The sequence below is a fragment of the Delftia sp. Cs1-4 genome, assembly GCF_000214395.1.
Classification (GTDB): domain Bacteria; phylum Pseudomonadota; class Gammaproteobacteria; order Burkholderiales; family Burkholderiaceae_C; genus Comamonas; species Comamonas acidovorans.
The window spans coordinates 2,131,051-2,147,493 of record NC_015563.1 but is presented as its reverse complement, the minus strand read 5'-3'; the positions used below and the strand labels follow the sequence as shown (position 1 = coordinate 2,147,493).

At 65.9% G+C, this 16,443-nt stretch carries 7 protein-coding genes, 4 tRNA genes and 1 riboswitch; of the genes, 8 read left to right on the top strand and 3 right to left on the bottom strand.

Going from position 1 to position 16,443, the window contains the following annotated elements; translation table 11 throughout:
- The first annotated feature begins 91 nt into the window (after positions 1-91).
- Positions 92-1,363 (top strand): FAD-dependent oxidoreductase, encoded by a 1,272-nt coding sequence (locus tag DELCS14_RS09525; protein WP_013801446.1) that lies wholly within the window; start codon positions 92-94, stop codon positions 1,361-1,363.
- A gap of 43 nt (positions 1,364-1,406) precedes the next feature.
- Positions 1,407-2,984, top strand: a complete 1,578-nt coding sequence (locus DELCS14_RS09520; protein WP_013801445.1) for an NAD(P)H-hydrate dehydratase — start codon at positions 1,407-1,409, stop codon at positions 2,982-2,984.
- Between the two features lie 6 nt (positions 2,985-2,990).
- Here the strand turns inward: DELCS14_RS09520 and rnr are convergent, their stop codons facing one another.
- Positions 2,991-5,573: a ribonuclease R gene (rnr, locus tag DELCS14_RS09515; protein ID WP_013801444.1), complete on the bottom strand. Its 2,583-nt coding sequence runs from the start codon at positions 5,571-5,573 to the stop codon at positions 2,991-2,993.
- Positions 5,574-5,607: 34 nt separating this feature from the next.
- Here rnr and DELCS14_RS09510 point away from each other — a divergent pair.
- From DELCS14_RS09510 to DELCS14_RS09495, 4 genes are all read left to right on the top strand, one after another.
- Positions 5,608-5,692, top strand: a tRNA-Leu gene (locus DELCS14_RS09510).
- A 159-nt stretch (positions 5,693-5,851) separates the two neighbouring features.
- Positions 5,852-5,936: transfer RNA gene (locus tag DELCS14_RS09505), tRNA-Leu, on the top strand.
- Positions 5,937-6,091: 155 nt separating this feature from the next.
- A tRNA-Leu gene (locus tag DELCS14_RS09500) sits at positions 6,092-6,176 on the top strand.
- A gap of 155 nt (positions 6,177-6,331) precedes the next feature.
- Positions 6,332-6,416 (top strand) — tRNA-Leu (locus tag DELCS14_RS09495).
- Positions 6,417-6,558: 142 nt separating this feature from the next.
- On the opposite strand, the gene DELCS14_RS09490 is transcribed toward DELCS14_RS09495, so the two are convergent.
- Both DELCS14_RS09490 and DELCS14_RS09485 read right to left on the bottom strand, forming a co-directional pair.
- Positions 6,559-9,192 carry a DUF349 domain-containing protein gene (locus tag DELCS14_RS09490; RefSeq protein WP_013801443.1) on the bottom strand — a complete coding sequence of 878 codons (2,634 nt, stop codon included), beginning with the start codon at positions 9,190-9,192 and terminating at the stop codon, positions 6,559-6,561.
- A gap of 154 nt (positions 9,193-9,346) precedes the next feature.
- Positions 9,347-13,165 carry a DUF748 domain-containing protein gene (locus DELCS14_RS09485; protein ID WP_013801442.1) on the bottom strand — a complete coding sequence of 1,273 codons (3,819 nt, stop codon included), beginning with the start codon at positions 13,163-13,165 and terminating at the stop codon, positions 9,347-9,349.
- A 768-nt stretch (positions 13,166-13,933) separates the two neighbouring features.
- Between DELCS14_RS09485 and DELCS14_RS09480 the strand changes: the two genes are divergently transcribed.
- Together DELCS14_RS09480 and glyA are read left to right on the top strand one after the other, a co-directional pair.
- Positions 13,934-14,845 (top strand): lytic transglycosylase domain-containing protein, encoded by a 912-nt coding sequence (locus tag DELCS14_RS09480; protein ID WP_013801441.1) that lies wholly within the window; start codon positions 13,934-13,936, stop codon positions 14,843-14,845.
- Positions 14,846-14,982: 137 nt separating this feature from the next.
- Positions 14,983-15,158, top strand: a riboswitch (ZMP/ZTP riboswitch).
- A gap of 34 nt (positions 15,159-15,192) precedes the next feature.
- On the top strand, positions 15,193-16,440 hold the full coding sequence (gene glyA, locus DELCS14_RS09475; protein WP_012206754.1) for a serine hydroxymethyltransferase: 1,248 nt from the start codon (positions 15,193-15,195) through the stop codon (positions 16,438-16,440).
- Positions 16,441-16,443: the final 3 nt, after the last annotated feature.

Sequence of the window (16,443 nt, the reverse complement as noted above, 5' to 3'; positions counted from 1 at the left end):
GGCCGCGGCAGTTGCGCAACATGCACACACTCCTGTAGTGATAGCTGCATCCGCTTGATAATCCGGGCACTTCAGCAGATTCCACCCAAAAATGAACATCGCGATTGTGGGCGCCGGCAGCATTGGCGTTGCGACAGCCCACGCACTGGCACAGGCCGGCCACGAGGTCACCGTCTACGAGCGTCACGGCACCGCAGCCGAAGAAGCCAGCTTCGGACATGCCGGCTGGCTGGGCCCCAGCCTGCTCCAGCCCTGGAGCGTCCCCGGCCTTTCGACCGCCGAACGCTCCCCCACCCTTCCCGGCCGGCAGGCCCTGCCGCGACTGGGCTCCGGAAACCTTGCAGCCCAGCTGCGCTGGCTATGGCAATGGCGCCAGGCCGGACGGCAGCTGCGCAAAGGCAACGTGCCCACAGCCGCCATGGCGGCGCTGGAGGCGCTCACGCAGCGCAGCCAGCAGTTCCAGCAATCGCTGTGGCGGCAATGGGAGTTTGACCCGGAATATGTCGCCGGAAGCCTGGTGCTTCTGGGCAGCGAGGCCGAGCACGAACAACTCAAGCCTGCGCTGGACGCACTGGCCGAGGCCGGCACACGCTGCGAGGCACTGGATGCCACCCAGACCCGGCTGCGCGAACCCGCTCTGGGCGAGGAAACCACGCTCGCAGGCGCCCTGTATTTTCCACAGGCAGGCGCAGCCAATGGCCGCCTTGCCACGCTGATGCAACGCCAGGCAGCGCAGTCGGCAGGAGCACGATTCGAGACGCAGCGCCTGGTGCAGAAATTGCAGCCCGGCGGCGCCGGGCGCACCGCACGCCTGCAATTGCTGGGCGAAGACGTCCCCCGCTCGCACGACGCCATCGTCGTCTGCGCCGGCGCCGAGGCCGCGAACCTGCTCACGCCGCTGGGCCTGCGCCCACCGATGATCGCCCTGCACGGCTATGGCGTCAGCGCCCCTTTGCGCGAACAAGGTTATGCCCCCCGCCACGCCATCGTGGACTGGAGTGAGCAGATGACCCTGGTCCGCCTGGGCCAGCGCATGCGCATCGTGGCCGGCGCGGAGCTGGGCCGCCGCGGCCCCATGCATGAGGCCACGCTGCAGCGCATGTATCACCGCCTCAACATGGTTTTCCCTGGCAGCGCGGTGCTGGCCTCGGGCGTACAGATCTGGCATGGCACGCGCATGTGCACGGCCGATGCATTGCCGCTGGTGGGCGCCAGCGGACTGCCCGGCATCTGGCTCAACCTGGGACACGGCAGCTGCGGCGCCGCCATCGCGCAGGGGTGTGCAAGCATGCTGAGCGACCTGATGGACAACCGCGCCAGCTTCCTGGACAGCGCACTGCTCGACCCGCGCCGCTTCGGCTGATCGCCCCATCCACCACCGGGCGGCGGACCGCTATGCTCGGTCCATGCTGCGCATTCCCACATCCACCGCCTTGCCGCTGTTTGATACGGCGGCCACTCGCACCCTGGAACAGCAGGCGGCAGCCAGACTGCCCGCGCACAGCCTCATGCAACGTGCAGGCGCGGGCCTGGCACGCCTGGCACGCGCCATCGCTCCCCATGCACGCTGCATCTGGATAGCCTGTGGCCCCGGCAACAACGGCGGCGATGGCTTGCAGGCAGCCGCCTGGCTGCAACAAAGCCTGAATGCGGCGCCAGAAACGGCCCGCAGTTGCCGCATTCTGGTCAGCTGCGTGCGCGAACGCGCCCACATGCCAGACGATGCACGCGCCGCCTGGGACGCCGCCCGCGAAGCCGGCGTGCAATGGACCGAGCACATGCCCGCCGACATGGGGCCACAGGACTTGTGCATTGACGCATTGCTGGGCATCGGCCTGCGCCAGCCAGACGCCGCAAGCCCACGCACCGGCACGAATGAGCGCCTGCTCACTGTGCTGCGCAGCCTGCAGTCCAGCACCAGCCCGGTCCTTTGCGCGGACATAGCCTCCGGACTGGATGCCGACACCGGGCAGTACCTGCCTGGGTTCGCCCCCCCGAACGCCCCAGCCAGTGCACGGCACACACTGGCGCTGCTGACGCTGCAGCCCGGACTGTTCACAGGAAGTGGCCGCGATGCCTGCGGCCAGATATGGTGGGATGACCTGGACACGGGACTGGCGAAAGGCGAGCGAATCCTCACTCCCCCGCCCTGCGCACAACTGTTTTCACCAGGCGCCAGCACCCCGCGCCCGCATGCCAGCCACAAGGGAAGCTTTGGCGACGTGGCCATCCTTGGCGGAGAGGGGCTGGGACAGCGCGGCCTTTCCATGACCGGCGCCGCCTGGCTGGCTGCCCTGGCCGCGCTGCATGGGGGCGCGGGGCGCGTGATGCTCGCCCTGCTCGATGCCTCGGCCGGGTCAGGCCAGGCCACCGCGCCCTGGCCCGAAATCATGCTGCGCAGCCCTCAAGCGCAGGACTGGCGCAGCACCACCGTGGCCTGCGGATGCGGGGGCGGCGTGGCGGTGCGCGCATGGCTGCCCCAGATATTGGAACAAGCCCCCAGGCTGGTGCTGGACGCGGACGCACTGAATGCCATTGCCGAAGATGAATCGCTGGCCTCGCTCCTGAAAGAGCGCCGCCAGCGCGACCTGCACACGGTGCTGACGCCCCACCCGCTGGAGGCCGCCCGCCTGCTGAAGACGAACACCGCACAGGTCCAGGCACAGCGGCTGCACGCCGCCAGGCAGCTGGCGCAACGCTTCGACTGCACCGCACTGCTCAAAGGCTCCGGCACCGTGATCGCCGGCCCCCAGGAAGAGAGTGATGCACTGCCTTGCTGGATCAATCCCACGGGAAACGCCCGCCTGTCGACCGGAGGAACCGGCGATGTGCTCGCCGGGCTGATTGCCGCACTGTGGGCCCAGGGCCTGGAGCCCACGCAGGCAGCAGCCCTGGCGGCCTGGCGCCATGGATTTGCAGCAGACCATTGGCCTGCGCACATCCCGTTCAGCGCCAGTGCACTGGCCCAGCAGCTCGGAGCATAAAAACCCTCAGGACTTGCGCCGGGGCTTGGATGTGTTGCCCGTCACCTTGGACTTGACGGCGCCCAAGGCCTTCTTGCCCAAGGCGCGCAGCGCCTGCACCGGCGACGGTGGAGGCAGCTGCGGCAGGCCGTGGGCAGCAGCATCCGTGGCCGCAGGCTTGCGTGCCTCGGACTTGCGCGCCTCGGACGCCCGGCCTCTGCGGGGTCGCGCAGCGGAGCCAGCGGATGATGGCTCCGCAACCGCCTCGCCCATATCGCTCTGCCGCGCCGTGGTAGCCGGGCGCGGCTGGGCATTCGCATATTCAGCTTCCAGCGCGGCCAGGTTCACACCCTTGACCATGGCCTTTTTAGACGCCTTGCGCCCCTGCTTGCCGGCCGACGACGCTGCATCAGACTCAGGCCTTGCACCGCCGGAGCCTCCCGAATTGCGCTGCGCCCGCTTTTCCTTGGCATCGCGGCGGCCCCATTTTTCGCCCTGATGGGTTTCCGTGCGCGCCGGCGTCCTGCCGGGCCGGCCCGAGGCCGGCTGCTCTTCGCCATCGCGCACCAGGCGGAAATCGATGCGCCGGCCATCCAGGTCCACGCGGCTGACCTGCACGCGCAGCCGCGTGCCGATGCCATAGCGAATGCCCGAGCGCTCGCCGCGCAGTTCCTGGCGCGCCTCGTCAAATCGGAAATAGTCGCCACCCAGCTCGGTGATATGGACCAGCCCCTCCACATACATGGCGTCGAGCGTGACGAAGATGCCGAAGGTGGTCACCGCAGAGACCATGCCGCCGAACTCCTCGCCCAGATGCTCGCGCATGTACTTGCACTTGAGCCAGGCTTCGACATCGCGGCTGGCCTCGTCGGCCCGGCGCTCGTTGGCGCTGCAGTGCAGGCCAGCGGCTTCCCAGGCCTGGACCTCGGCAGCGGGCGCGCGCTTGCGCGGCTTCTGGCCGGGTGGGCTGACGCGTGATGCCAGACGCTTGGCCAGCTTGGCCTCGGCTTCTCCGGGGGTGGGCAGCTCGGGCAGGCGATAGTGCGTGCCTTCGAGCTCGGCCTTGATCACGCGGTGCACCAGCAAATCGGGATAGCGGCGGATCGGGCTGGTGAAGTGCGTATAGGCGTCGAATGCCAGGCCGAAGTGGCCCGAATTCTCGGGCGTGTAGAAGGCCTGCATCATCGAGCGCAGCAGCATGGTGTGGATCTGCTGGGCGTCGGGACGGTCCTTGGTGGCGTTGGCAATGGCCTGGAACTCGGACGTGGCCGGGTTCTCGCTCAGCGCCACACCGACCCCCATGGCCTTCAGATAGTTGCGCAGAATGTCCTGCTTTTCCAGCGAAGGCTTGTCGTGCACGCGGAACAGGCCGACGCGACCGCTTTGCTCGATGAAGTCCGCACTGCAGACATTGGCGGCCAGCATGGCCTCCTCGATCAGCTTGTGCGCCTCGTTGCGCGTGCGCGGCACGATCTTCTCGATGCGGCCGTTCTCGTCACAGACGATCTGCGTCTCCGTGGTCTCGAAGTCCACGGCGCCGCGCGCCTCGCGCGACTTGAGCAGCGCCTGGTAGACGCCATGAAGATTGAGCAAGTCACCCACGCGCTCCGAGCGCCGCGCAGCCTCCGGGCCGCGCGTATTGGCCAGGATGGCCGCCACCTCGGTATAGGTGAAGCGCGCATGGCTGTGCATCACCGCCGGATAGAACTGATAGGCATGGATCTCGCCCTTGGCGGTGATCAGCATGTCGCAGACCATGCACAGGCGGTCCACATCGGGGTTGAGCGAGCACAGGCCATTGCTCAGCTTCTCGGGCAGCATGGGGATCACGCGGCGCGGGAAATAGACGCTGGTGGCGCGGTCATAGGCATCGATGTCGATGGCGCTGCCCGTGGTCACGTAGTGGCTCACATCGGCAATCGCCACCAGCAGTCGCCAGCCCTTGCTGCGCCCGACCTTGGCGGGCTCGCAGTAGACGGCATCGTCGAAATCGCGCGCGTCCTCGCCATCGATGGTCACCAGGGGCACATCGGTCAGGTCGATGCGCTTCTTGCAGTCGGCAGGCCGCACCCTGTCCGGCAGCGCCTTGGCCTGCGCCAGGCAGGCATCGGAAAACACATGCGGGACGCCGTACTTGCGCACCGCGATCTCGATCTCCATGCCGGGATCATCGACTTCACCGAGCACTTCGATGATGCGTCCCACGGGCTGGCCGAACAGCGCAGGCGCCTCGGTCAGTTCCACCACCACCACTTGGCCGATCTTGGCCGATCCTGTGGCATTGGCGGGGATCAGGATGTCCTGACCGTAGCGCTTGTCCTCGGGCGCCACCAACCACACACCGCTTTCCTGCAAGAAGCGGCCAATGATGTTGTGCGCAGGGCGCTCGATGATCTCGACCACACGGCCTTCAGGCCGGCCGCGGCGGTCCTGCCGCACGATGCGGACCTTCACGCGGTCCTTGTGCAGCACGGCACGCATTTCATTGGGGGGGAGGAAGATGTCGCCTTCGCCGTCATCGCGGATGACGAAGCCATGTCCGTCGCGGTGCCCCTGCACACTGCCCTCGATTTCGTCGTTCACATCGGCGCTTTTGGCGTGAGGGTTCATTTTCTTGGTATACAATCTAAATCTTTCCTGAGATGCCCAGGTGGCGGAATTGGTAGACGCACTAGTTTCAGGTACTAGCGGGTAACTCCGTGGAGGTTCGAGTCCTCTCCTGGGCACCAAGTTTAACGACAACCTGCAGAGGTTGCGGTGAACTAAGGAACTATCTTCAGCAGAAGGCAGTTCCCTGGCTTCATGACTTGGCAGATGACAGTCTCAAGAAAAAAATCGAAGATCGGGATGCTTCTGCAAAAAATGCAGTAGAATTTCAGCTTCAGCAAGCCCAGGTGGCGGAATTGGTAGACGCACTAGTTTCAGGTACTAGCGGGTAACTCCGTGGAGGTTCGAGTCCTCTCCTGGGCACCAAACATGAAAAGGCCGTTGCACACGCAACGGCCTTTTTCTTTTCTGATCGCTGAAAGCCGATGACAAGGGCATCTCGCCAAGAAAAGTTCAGGAAAATCTTTGCAAACCTGCCCGGCACATCGCTTTCACGCTATATAATTTGCGTACTCTGAAATGCCCAGGTGGCGGAATTGGTAGACGCACTAGTTTCAGGTACTAGCGGGTAACTCCGTGGAGGTTCGAGTCCTCTCCTGGGCACCAAACATGAAAAGGCCGTTGCACACGCAACGGCCTTTTTTCTTTGCCTCGCCGGCACCGTCGCAAGCCCCTCCCCCATCCCGCAGAAATTTCTCAAAAACTTGGGAAATCGGCTTCAGACGGAGATTTCGCGCTATATAATTTGATCACTCTGAAATGCCCAGGTGGCGGAATTGGTAGACGCACTAGTTTCAGGTACTAGCGGGTAACTCCGTGGAGGTTCGAGTCCTCTCCTGGGCACCAAACATGAAAAGGCCGTTGCACATGCAACGGCCTTTTTTCTTGGGCGCTGCAGACGCATCGACCCCAGAAGATCGCATCCATGGCACAAAAAAAAAGGGAGCCAGCGGCTCCCTTCCTGGATGAGAGGATCACCTCCCGTGCATCACTTGCGCAGCAGTTGCTTGAGCACGTTCTGCAGGCGGCGCGCGCTGGCATCATCGCGCGGCGATGCCAGCACCCGGGCGGCATCGTTGCCCCAGGTTTCCTGCGGAGCAGGATCGTTGCGGCGCGTCAGCAGCTGCAGCTGCAGGGCACGGCGGGCGCTCAGATATTCCGCAGGCGTGGGAACGTCGGCGGCCATTTCAAGGCGCAGCAGGGCTTCGCCCGCGTCTCCCTTGGGAGCCTGGCCCAGGGCCTGCGACCAGGCACTGCGCACTTGTGCAGACACGCGGCCGCCAAGCTGCTGGGCAGCCGGCATCTGGGCAGCATCACGCGACTCCCATGCCGCCATCAACTGGGTCAGTGCCTCACCATGGGCCTGGGCCGCGAGCTTGCGCAGAGCGTCCTGGGCATGTTCCATGGCTTCACGCTGGGCGCGGAAGGCGGGATCCGCCAGGCGCGGTCCGCGCTCTTCGCGCGGCTCGCGGCTGAAACGGCCACTGTCGCGGCTGTCTCGGCCATCCCGGCCGTCGCGGCCACGGCCACCATCGCGGCGGTCGCCAGGACGGGCAGCACGTGCACCGCCCTCTTCCTTCTTCATGCCAGGACGATCATCGCCGCGCACGGCAACCACGGGGCGCACCGGCACCGGCTTGGCTTCGGATTCTTCCGAACCAGCAGCAGCAGCAGCAGCGGCAGGTTCCTGCGCTGGCTGGGCCGCATTCACGGAAGCATCGGCACGGCCACGCAGCGCTTGCTCCAGGGCCTCCACCGCAGCGCGGATTTGCTGCACATCACCCGAGGTGTTGGCAGCTTCCACGGCCTGAGACGCTTCCAGCACGCGGCGATCATGGTCGCTGAGCGCCACGGCTGCGGCGCGGGGGCCCCGCTCGGTGCCCTTGCGGTTGAAGGCTTCGTCCAGTGGCTTGCGGAAGGCATCCCAGAGCTTTTGCTCGTGCTTGCGGTCCAGAGGCACGGCCTGCGCCTCGGCCTGCCAGCGCTGCTGCAGGGCCTTGACGGCGTCGATGCGCAGATTGGGCGCTGCGCCCAGCGCCGTGGCCTCGTCGATCATGGCGTGGCGACGCTGCAGGCTGGCTTTTTGCGCGGCATGCAACGGAGCCTCGGCCAGGGCCATGGCCTGCTTGAACTGGGGTTGCAGTTCGGCAAACAGCTTCTCGCCGATGTGGCCGCTTTCACGCCAACGTTCAGCGAACTGGCGCAGTGCGCGCGCCGCGCCCTTGAGATCTTCGCTGGCGGACTGCTGTGCTGCCCAGGCCTTGATCTCTTCGATCAGCGCCAGGCGCTGTGCCTTGGACTGGGTGGTTTCGGTGCGCAGCTTGTCGTGCCAGGACTCGACCACCTTGTGGGCCGTGTTGCAGGCTTCGTCAAACTTCTTCCACAGTGCGTGGTTGGCTGCGCTGCCCTGGTCGGCCAGCTTCCATTGCTCGCGCAGGCTGCGCAGCGATTCCTGGATCTTGCGGCCACCCAGCGCCTGGCCTTCAGGGCGGTTCAGCAGGGCTTCGGCCTTGGCAACCAGTTCCTCGCGCAGCTTGTCGGCGTTCTGGCGCGGCCAGCCTTCGGACTCGCCAGCGGCCAGAAGGGCCTCATGCACCTTGGTGACCAGTGCATCGTCCACCAGGCGGCCATGGGCCTTGATGGCGGCGCGCACGGCCTGCACGGCGGCGGAACCGGCCTTGCTTTCGCCGGCAGCCGTCTCGGCCTGGAGCTGCTCCAGCGCCTGGGTCAGAGCACTGCTGGCGGCAGCCACTTGCTCAGGCGATGTCTTCGCCTTGGGCTGGGCTGCGCTGCGGGCTGCGGGAGCGGGCTTGGACGGCTCGGCAGCCGCTGCCTCGGGAGGCAGGCCACGCGCCACACGCAGCTCATCGGCCCACACGGGCACGGTGGGCAGCGGAGCGGCTTCGTCGGCGGCGGCAGCTTCGGTGAGCGCCAGTGCAGACTGGAAGGCATCCCAGACCAGGATCAGCTGTGCGCTGGCGGCTTCCAGCTGGGGCGGGAAACGTCCGTCCACGCTGGCCCAGTTGTCATCGCCAGTCAGTTCGCCGGCCTGCTCCTGCCAACGGGCCACGTCGGCGCGCAGGTTGTCGAGCACAGCCTGGGCATCGCGCCAGGGCTTGGTGGACAGGACCTCGATGCGCTGGGCCAGCAAAACGGCCACTTCGCGCTGGACCTGCACGCGGTGCTGCAGCTCCTCGATGGCCTTGACACGCTCGGCCAGCTGGGCCTTGTGCTGCGACAGAGGTTCACGCGACAGCGGGGCGCCCGCCTTGGCGGCGTCGCGCTGCCAGGCGATGGCGTCGGCGGCATTGAAGGGCGATGCGACCAGCAGCGCCTGGGCCTTTTCAGCCCACTCCACTGCGATCTTTTCCTGGTCCTTGGTGCGACGGATCTCGTCCAGGCGCTCACGCACGGCACGGGCCGCGCCCTTGTCGCGCGCGCTCAGTTCCTTGAGGACGTCCTGCAATTGCTCGACCGAAGGCTGGGTTGCCAGCCAGTCGCGGATGCGCGCGGCGCGATCACCCGAGGTTTCGGCGGAGAAGGCACCGCCCGTGAGCACATCCAAGGGGTGTTGTTCGGGATTCTTGGCAGAAGCAGGGCTCACTTCAGGTGCATCGGACATGGTGCTGCGGGGGGAAAGAGAAGACATGAATCAATCGTTGAATGTCTGGCTGCCGCGGGCCGCCAGACGCGGCCGGCCAGGCCGCATGCGGGCATGCTAGCCGGACCGGGAAAACCATATTCTCGCCGTTATTTGAAGCGGAGCCAAAACCGGGCTACTGCGTGGACAGGCTGAGCTGGGCGCGCGGACTCCATTCCTGGTCGTCGGAGTCCAGTTTTGGAGCCCCCAGAAACAGGCGCTCAAGCGGCAACTGCTGCTGGGCAAGGTAGTCGCGCACGGCCACGGCGCGGGCCAGCGCCAGTTCGCGCATGGCGTCGTCGGGCACGGCAATCTGCTCCAGCAGCAGACTTCGCATCTGGTCGGTGGGCAGGTCCTTGGCCATGCCGATGACATTGCGCGGCTTGGCAAAGTCGGCGCGACTGTACAGCGCCTTGGTCAAGGCCGGTACTTCGGAGGCAGGCAACTCGGTCACGGACTCTGCCGACTTGCCGTCGCGCAGCACCTGGCGGCGTTTCTGGGCGAGCAGCAGGCGATCGAGCTCCGCCTGCTTCCAGGCCTCTTTGTCCTGCGCCTCGCGCGCCTCGCCGATCACGGTGAGCTTGAGGGCCGGGCGATCCTTGAGGGAGGCAACCACCTTGTCCAGGCTCTCGCGGGCCTTGCCGTCGATCTGGGCACGCCCCGGCGCGAAGGCCACCACGCCCGATTCGCTGCCGCCCCCAAAAGCGCCCGACAGCAGCGAGAACGGCGAGGTGATGGCCTTCATGATCAGGTTGCCAATGATCTTGAAGATGACCGGCGCCAGCCTGAATTGCGGATCGTTGAGCGAGCCGCTGACCGGCAGGTCCAGGTCGATGACTCCGTTGCGGTCAGCCAACAGCGCCACCGCCAGGCGCACGGGCAGCGAGGCGGGCGCGCCTTCGACGGCTTCGCCGAAGGTGAGCTGATGCAGCACCAGCTTGTTGCGCGCCGTGAGCTGGCCATCGGGCTCGATCTTGTAGTTGACGTCCATGCTGAGCTTGCCGCGCTCGATCCCGTGGCCCGCGTACTTGATGGAGTACGGCGACAGCGGGGGCAGTTCCAGGTCGCGCATCTGGGCTCGTATGTCCAGGGCCAGCGGCTTGGCTAGGGGATTGACCTGGCCGGTAATCTCCAGCGAAGCCGTGCCCTGGGCGCGGCCGCGCAGTTCCACATCCGCCAGTTGCGGCGCCTGCTGGCTGGCAGGCTGCTCGGACGAGAAGGCGCTCAGGCGACCCGCCAGCTCGCTGAGGTCGGCCGAGTAGTTGGGCTGGATGAAGTAGTCGGAGAACTGGACCCTGCCGCCCGTCAGCACAATCGGCCCGATCTTGATGACGGGCGCAGGCCCGGAGGCAGCCTGCGGCGGCGCCGGTTCGGCGGAAGCCGCCGTGCCATCCGCGGCCGGCGCGGCGTTCTGCTCCAGGGACTGCTGGGACTTCGCCGATTTGACGATGTCCTGCAGGTTGATGCGCCCGTTGCGCTGAACGATGACGCGCGCAAAGAAGTCACTGAGAGCCGTCTCGCGCACGCTCAGGCGCAGCGGCTGGGCGGGCTGCATCTGCAGGTCAAGGCCGCGCACGGCCAGCGTCTTCCAGGCCACGAGTTCATCGCGCAGGCCGAGTCCCAAGGCAACCGACTGGGCCTTGGCCCGGTCGGCCGTGGACTCGCTGAGCACGGCAGCCACGGCACCTGCCGCCGTGCGTGGCGCGCCCTGCCCTGCGGCCTCGCCCGCTGCTTGCACGGGAGAGGCCAGCGCGGAGCGCATGCGCAGATCCACGAGCTCGACATCCCCCTGCACCGCCAGCTCGGGGCCGGCCGGTTGGCTGACAAAGCGCAGTTGTCCGAGGAAATTTCCGTCGGCACGCACCAACTCGACATTGAGCATGTCGGCAAAGTAGGGCTCCAGCGCATGCAGCGGCAGGCTGCGCGCCTGCAACTTGCCCTGAAGCGACAGCGGCGCCAGCCCCAGGTCCCCCCGTAGGCTCAGCGAGCCCGCCTGGACACGCCGGCCCGAGCTGACCTGCGCGGACAGCTCCAGCGGCGTGGGCGCGGATTTTGCGGCCAGCGGCTCGATGGCGCCCATGCGAAGGCGCAGTGACCCCAGGTCCAGCGACACGGTGCGCGCCGAATCCGCGTTGCGCACGGGAGCTTCGTCACGCAGCGCAATGGCGCCGCCATCGACCTCCACCGCCTGCAGCTTCAGGCCCCAGGGCCGGGACTTGTCCTTGCCGGCGTCCTGCGATGCGGACGCCGATGAGGCGGGCGGCAGCCATTGCTCGTACATCCACCGGCCCTGGGCATCGCGCAACACGGCCAGCTGCGGCTTTTGCAGTGCCAGGCGGCCAACGGAGACCTGCTGGCTGGCCAGATTGACCTGCACCTGCTCCAGCTGCAGGTGCGCGATATCGACGGGCGCGGCCTTGTCCTTGAGGCTCAACTGCTCCACGCCCAGCCCGGCCACCTGAACCACCATGGCGGAACCGTTCCAGCCCAGGCCTGCATCGGTGCTCAACAGACCCGTCAGCTCGGGTTTGAGATGGGCGGACAGGTACGGTGCTGCCAGTTGCAGCGGCAATTGCCGCGCGGAGATGGCCAGTTGGCCCTGCTTGTCGGTCAAGGCGCCTCGCAGCTGCAACTCGGCAGGTTTCGCCCCCTCCCCCGCCGATTCGGGCTGCACCTGCATGCTGGCAGCAAGCTGCAGCGGTTGCTCCAGGGGCCAGCGGATATCGCGCACCTGCAACGACAGCTCGCGCGCCTGCAGCGCAGCGCCCGACTTTCCAGCGTCGGGAGCGGCATCGCGCCAGTGCACCGTGGCATTGGCAACGGACAGCCTGTCCAGGCTGACCTTCCACGGCTGGGGCGCGTCGGAGGCAGGCTTTTCCGCTGCCGGCCTGGCATCCGGGGAGGAAGCCCCCCCCATCGCCGTCCAATTGATGCGGCCTTGCGCATCGCGGGCCGCAAAAATCTCGGGAGCGCTCCACTGCACGGACTCCAGCTCCGCAACCGATTGCAGCGGCTGCACGTTCTTGAGCACGGCGGCCAGGCGCTCGAAGCGCAGCAGGGGGGCGCCGTCGCGGTCGTGCAGCTCGGCGCCGGACAGGCTGACCTCCCCAGTGATGCGGACCACGGCCTGCTCGGCCTGCTCAAAGGAGATGTGCAGGTTGGCATCCAGCACGCCGGAACGCGGCTTGACAGGTGCGGTGACGGGCACATAGCCCAAATAAGGTGTCAGGTCCACGCCCTGCCAGCTCAGATCGACAGCGGTCTGGCGCTGCTCGGTGAAGGGCGTGCTCTGGGCGCTGGATTCAAACCGGCTGCCGTTGAGCGCAAAGGACAGGTGCGGGAGCACCTTGATCTCGCGCTTGGACTCCAGGTTGCTGATGAAGGGCAGGCGCAGCTGCAACTGCTCGAGCATGTGCTGGCGCTGCTGGACCTCGTCCTGCAATTCCACGCGGCCGTCGCGCAGCGCAATGTTGTACAGCGCAAAGCCCACGGGCCTGGAGGGCGGCGTGTCGCCGGGTTCGGCCAGCCTGGCCAGCACATCGTCCACATCGAAATGCCCCAGGCTCTGCTGGGTCAGGCGCAGCACCGGCGCATCGACCTCGATGGCATCCAGCACCGGCGCCAGCCGAAACAGCGACTGGATACTGGCATTGACATAGATGCGGTCGATCTGAAGCTGGGGGGACGAAGATGAAGACGGCACGGACTCCGGCGCCGCGCCTTCCGCCTGGCTCCTGGCAATGCTCAGGTCCCGCAGGGTCAGCTCCAGCGACCAGGGCCGGAACTCCACTGCACCCACACGGACCTGACGGCCCAGCTTGGCCGATGCCTGCTTTTCCAGTTGACTCTTGGCCACAACGGGCACCAGCGCCCACAACAGCAGCCACAGCAAAAGGAACGCCACAAGGGCGATGGCCAGCCTGCGCAGCCAGCGGTGCTTGAAGAGAGATTGCATGGGGCTCTGGTAACTAGTACAGCCCTATCCTGGGACACAGGACAGGGCAACGGCTGCATTGCACCAGAAATTGGGGCGGCAGCAACGGCTGGGTCCGCACCACGGCACATTTCTTGACGTTGCGGCCATCCTTGAACGACAAAGCCCGGAAGCCGTGAACCGGCTTCCGGGCTTTACGGCGGGCACAAGTCCCGACCGTTTTCCGCAGTCAAGGAGAGGATGGTCCTTGCTGCTTGGAAGCAAGAGATTGCTTCCAGGAAGGCCGCGGAAGAAGACTTGAACCACGGTGTCCGCACTATCGAACACCACTTTTACCTGTCTTCCACCTTGGCGAGACGACTGCAAGAGCAGTCACCTCCAATATAGAAGGACGCAGGGTCGGCCTGCCAGTGCTTTTGCATTTCATTGCAATTTCATGACGCGCTCTGAAAACGGCGGAGGCGGCGTACATCGGTAGCACGCCACCCGCTCTTCAAGACCTCAAAACTGTGTTTGCATCCATGGTTTGTTATTATTCATTGATCTAAAAAGTTGATTTCATAGTGTTGACCGTGTATTTGGTGAACTCCTAGAATCCGCCAGCGCTCGAATAGAGCGTTTTTTGTTTCTGCTGCCTCACGACTGAGCAGATCCCGCAGGCCTACAACGCAATGGCGCACCAAGCGCCAGCCTCCCGGATCCGCAGCACCCAATCCAGGGTGTCAGCCTCACCGGCCTTCGCTTCGGCGAAGGCCGTTTCGGGTTGGTGCCCCTAGAAAGGAAAAAGCTATGCCAGCGTCAGGAAAATTTTTCGCCGCCGCGCGAACGTTCGCCATCGATGTGGCCAACGGTTTTCTTGCCATCATCCACAACAGCTTCGCCCTGCTGGGCCTTGCTGTGGCCTTCATGGCCATCACCTTGTTCGCCCGCCCTGACCTGCGCGATGCCGGAGAGAGCCAGCTGCGCTCCTGGCTGACCGCTCGCCAGATGGCCGAGCTGGGTGTTCCCGTCGAACTCGCTGCCAGCGATCGGGCGACGGCGACCAACCCCAAGAACCTGCCCAAGGAGCAGGCAGCCGTGGCCTTCTGGCTCAGCAAGAAGTACCGCGTGGCGCCTGAGCCGATCGCGGCACTGGTCAGCGAGGCCTATGACCTGGGCAAGGTCAACCGCCTGGACCCGACGCTGATCCTGGCCATCATGGCCATCGAATCCAGCTTCAACCCGTTTGCGCAAAGCGCTGTCGGCGCGCAGGGCCTGATGCAGGTGATGACCACGGTGCATACCGACAAGTATGAGAACTTCGGTGGCCAGAATGCTGCCTTCGACCCGGTCAGCAATCTGCGCGTGGGCGTGCGCGTGCTCAAGGAATGCATCGAGCGCGCCGGCTCCATCGAAGGAGGCCTGCGCTACTACGTGGGCGCGGCCAACCTGCCCACCGATGGTGGCTACGCCGCCAAGGTGCTGGCCGAGCACCAGCGCCTGCGCATGGCCGCCGGCCTGCGTGCCGTGCCTTTGATGACCGCCAAGGTCGATCAGCCCCGGCAGGCCGTACAGATCGCCTCCACCAAGCCGGCGACCCCCGTGGCCGAGGCCTCGGTCCCGGCAGCAGCGGCTGCACCTGCAGCCGTGCCGGTCAGCTCGAGCAACACCTCTGCCCGCTCCGAGCAGGTGGCCCTTCAGTCCCAGGAGCCGGCGCTGTAGCCTGACTTCCCGGCATAGTGAGTGCACAGCTGGCCAAGGCCAGCTTTTTTCATGCCCGATCCAACTGCAGGTGGCCCACGCAAACGCCTTCTGCAACGCCCCTGCCAGGTCTTCGGCGCCACCGGCTCAGCTACACTAGCGGGGTACGCAACTGGCGATAGGCGCAGCCGCTTCACGCACCGCTGCCGCTGACGTGGAAACCAGCAGAAGGCCCGAGAAGGACCACCTTCTGTGAACCACCGGGGAGCGTACCGCCCAGCCTCCATGCGCACGCGGGATCTGGAGTGTTCCGCCGTTCGCCTGGGCAGCCCTTGGCCTCAAGGGAATTTCAAGTTCACAGGACTGCCATGTTTCAACGCACCAATACCGTCGAGAAGGTCGACGCCGAAGTCTTTGCCGCCATCCAGGCCGAGAACCTGCGTCAACAAGAACATATCGAGCTGATCGCCAGCGAGAACTATTGCTCGCCTGCCGTGATGGAAGCCCAGGGCTCCCAGCTCACCAACAAGTACGCCGAAGGCTATCCGGGCAAGCGCTACTACGGCGGCTGCGAGAACGTCGATGTGGTCGAGCAGCTCGCCATCGACCGCGTCAAGAAGCTGTTCGGCGCCGAAGCCGCCAACGTGCAGCCCAACTCCGGCTCCCAGGCCAACCAGGCCGTGCTGATGGCCTTTGCCAAGCCCGGCGACACCATCATGGGCATGAGCCTGGCCGAAGGCGGTCACCTGACGCACGGCATGCCGCTGAACATGTCGGGCAAGTGGTTCAACGTGGTCTCCTACGGCCTGAATGCCGAAGAAGCCATCGACTACGACAAGATGGAAGCGCTGGCGCGCGAGCACAAGCCCCGCATCATCGTGGCCGGCGCATCGGCCTACGCCCTGGCCATCGACTTCGAGCGCTTCGCCAAGATCGCAAAGGAAGTCGGCGCCATCTTCTGGGTGGACATGGCCCACTATGCCGGCCTGATCGCCGCAGGCGTGTACCCCAACCCCGTGCCCCATGCCGACGTGGTCACCACCACCACGCACAAGAGCCTGCGCGGCCCGCGCGGCGGCGTGATCCTGATGAAGGCCGAGCACGAGAAGGCCATCAACAGCGCCATCTTCCCCGGCCTGCAAGGCGGCCCGCTGATGCATGTCATTGCCGGCAAGGCCGTGGCCTTCAAGGAAGCGCTGTCGCCCGAGTTCAAGACCTACCAGGAACAGGTCGTGAAGAACGCCAAGGTTGTCGCGGAAACGCTGACGGCACGCGGTCTGCGCATCGTCTCCGGCCGCACGGAAAGCCACGTCATGCTGGTGGACCTGCGCGCCAAGGGCATCACCGGCAAGGCGGCCGAAGCCGCGCTGGGCGCCGCCCACATGACGATCAACAAGAACTCCATCCCCAACGATCCCGAAAAGCCGATGGTGACCAGCGGCATCCGCGTGGGCACGCCCGCCATGACCACGCGCGGTTTCAAGGAAGAGGAAGCCCGCCTGACAGCCAACCTGCTGGCCGACGTGCTGGAGAACCCCGCCGACGAAGCCAACCTGGCCCGCGTGCGCGCCCAGGTGGCCGAGCTGACGGCCCGCTTCCCGGTCTACGGCGCCTGAGTT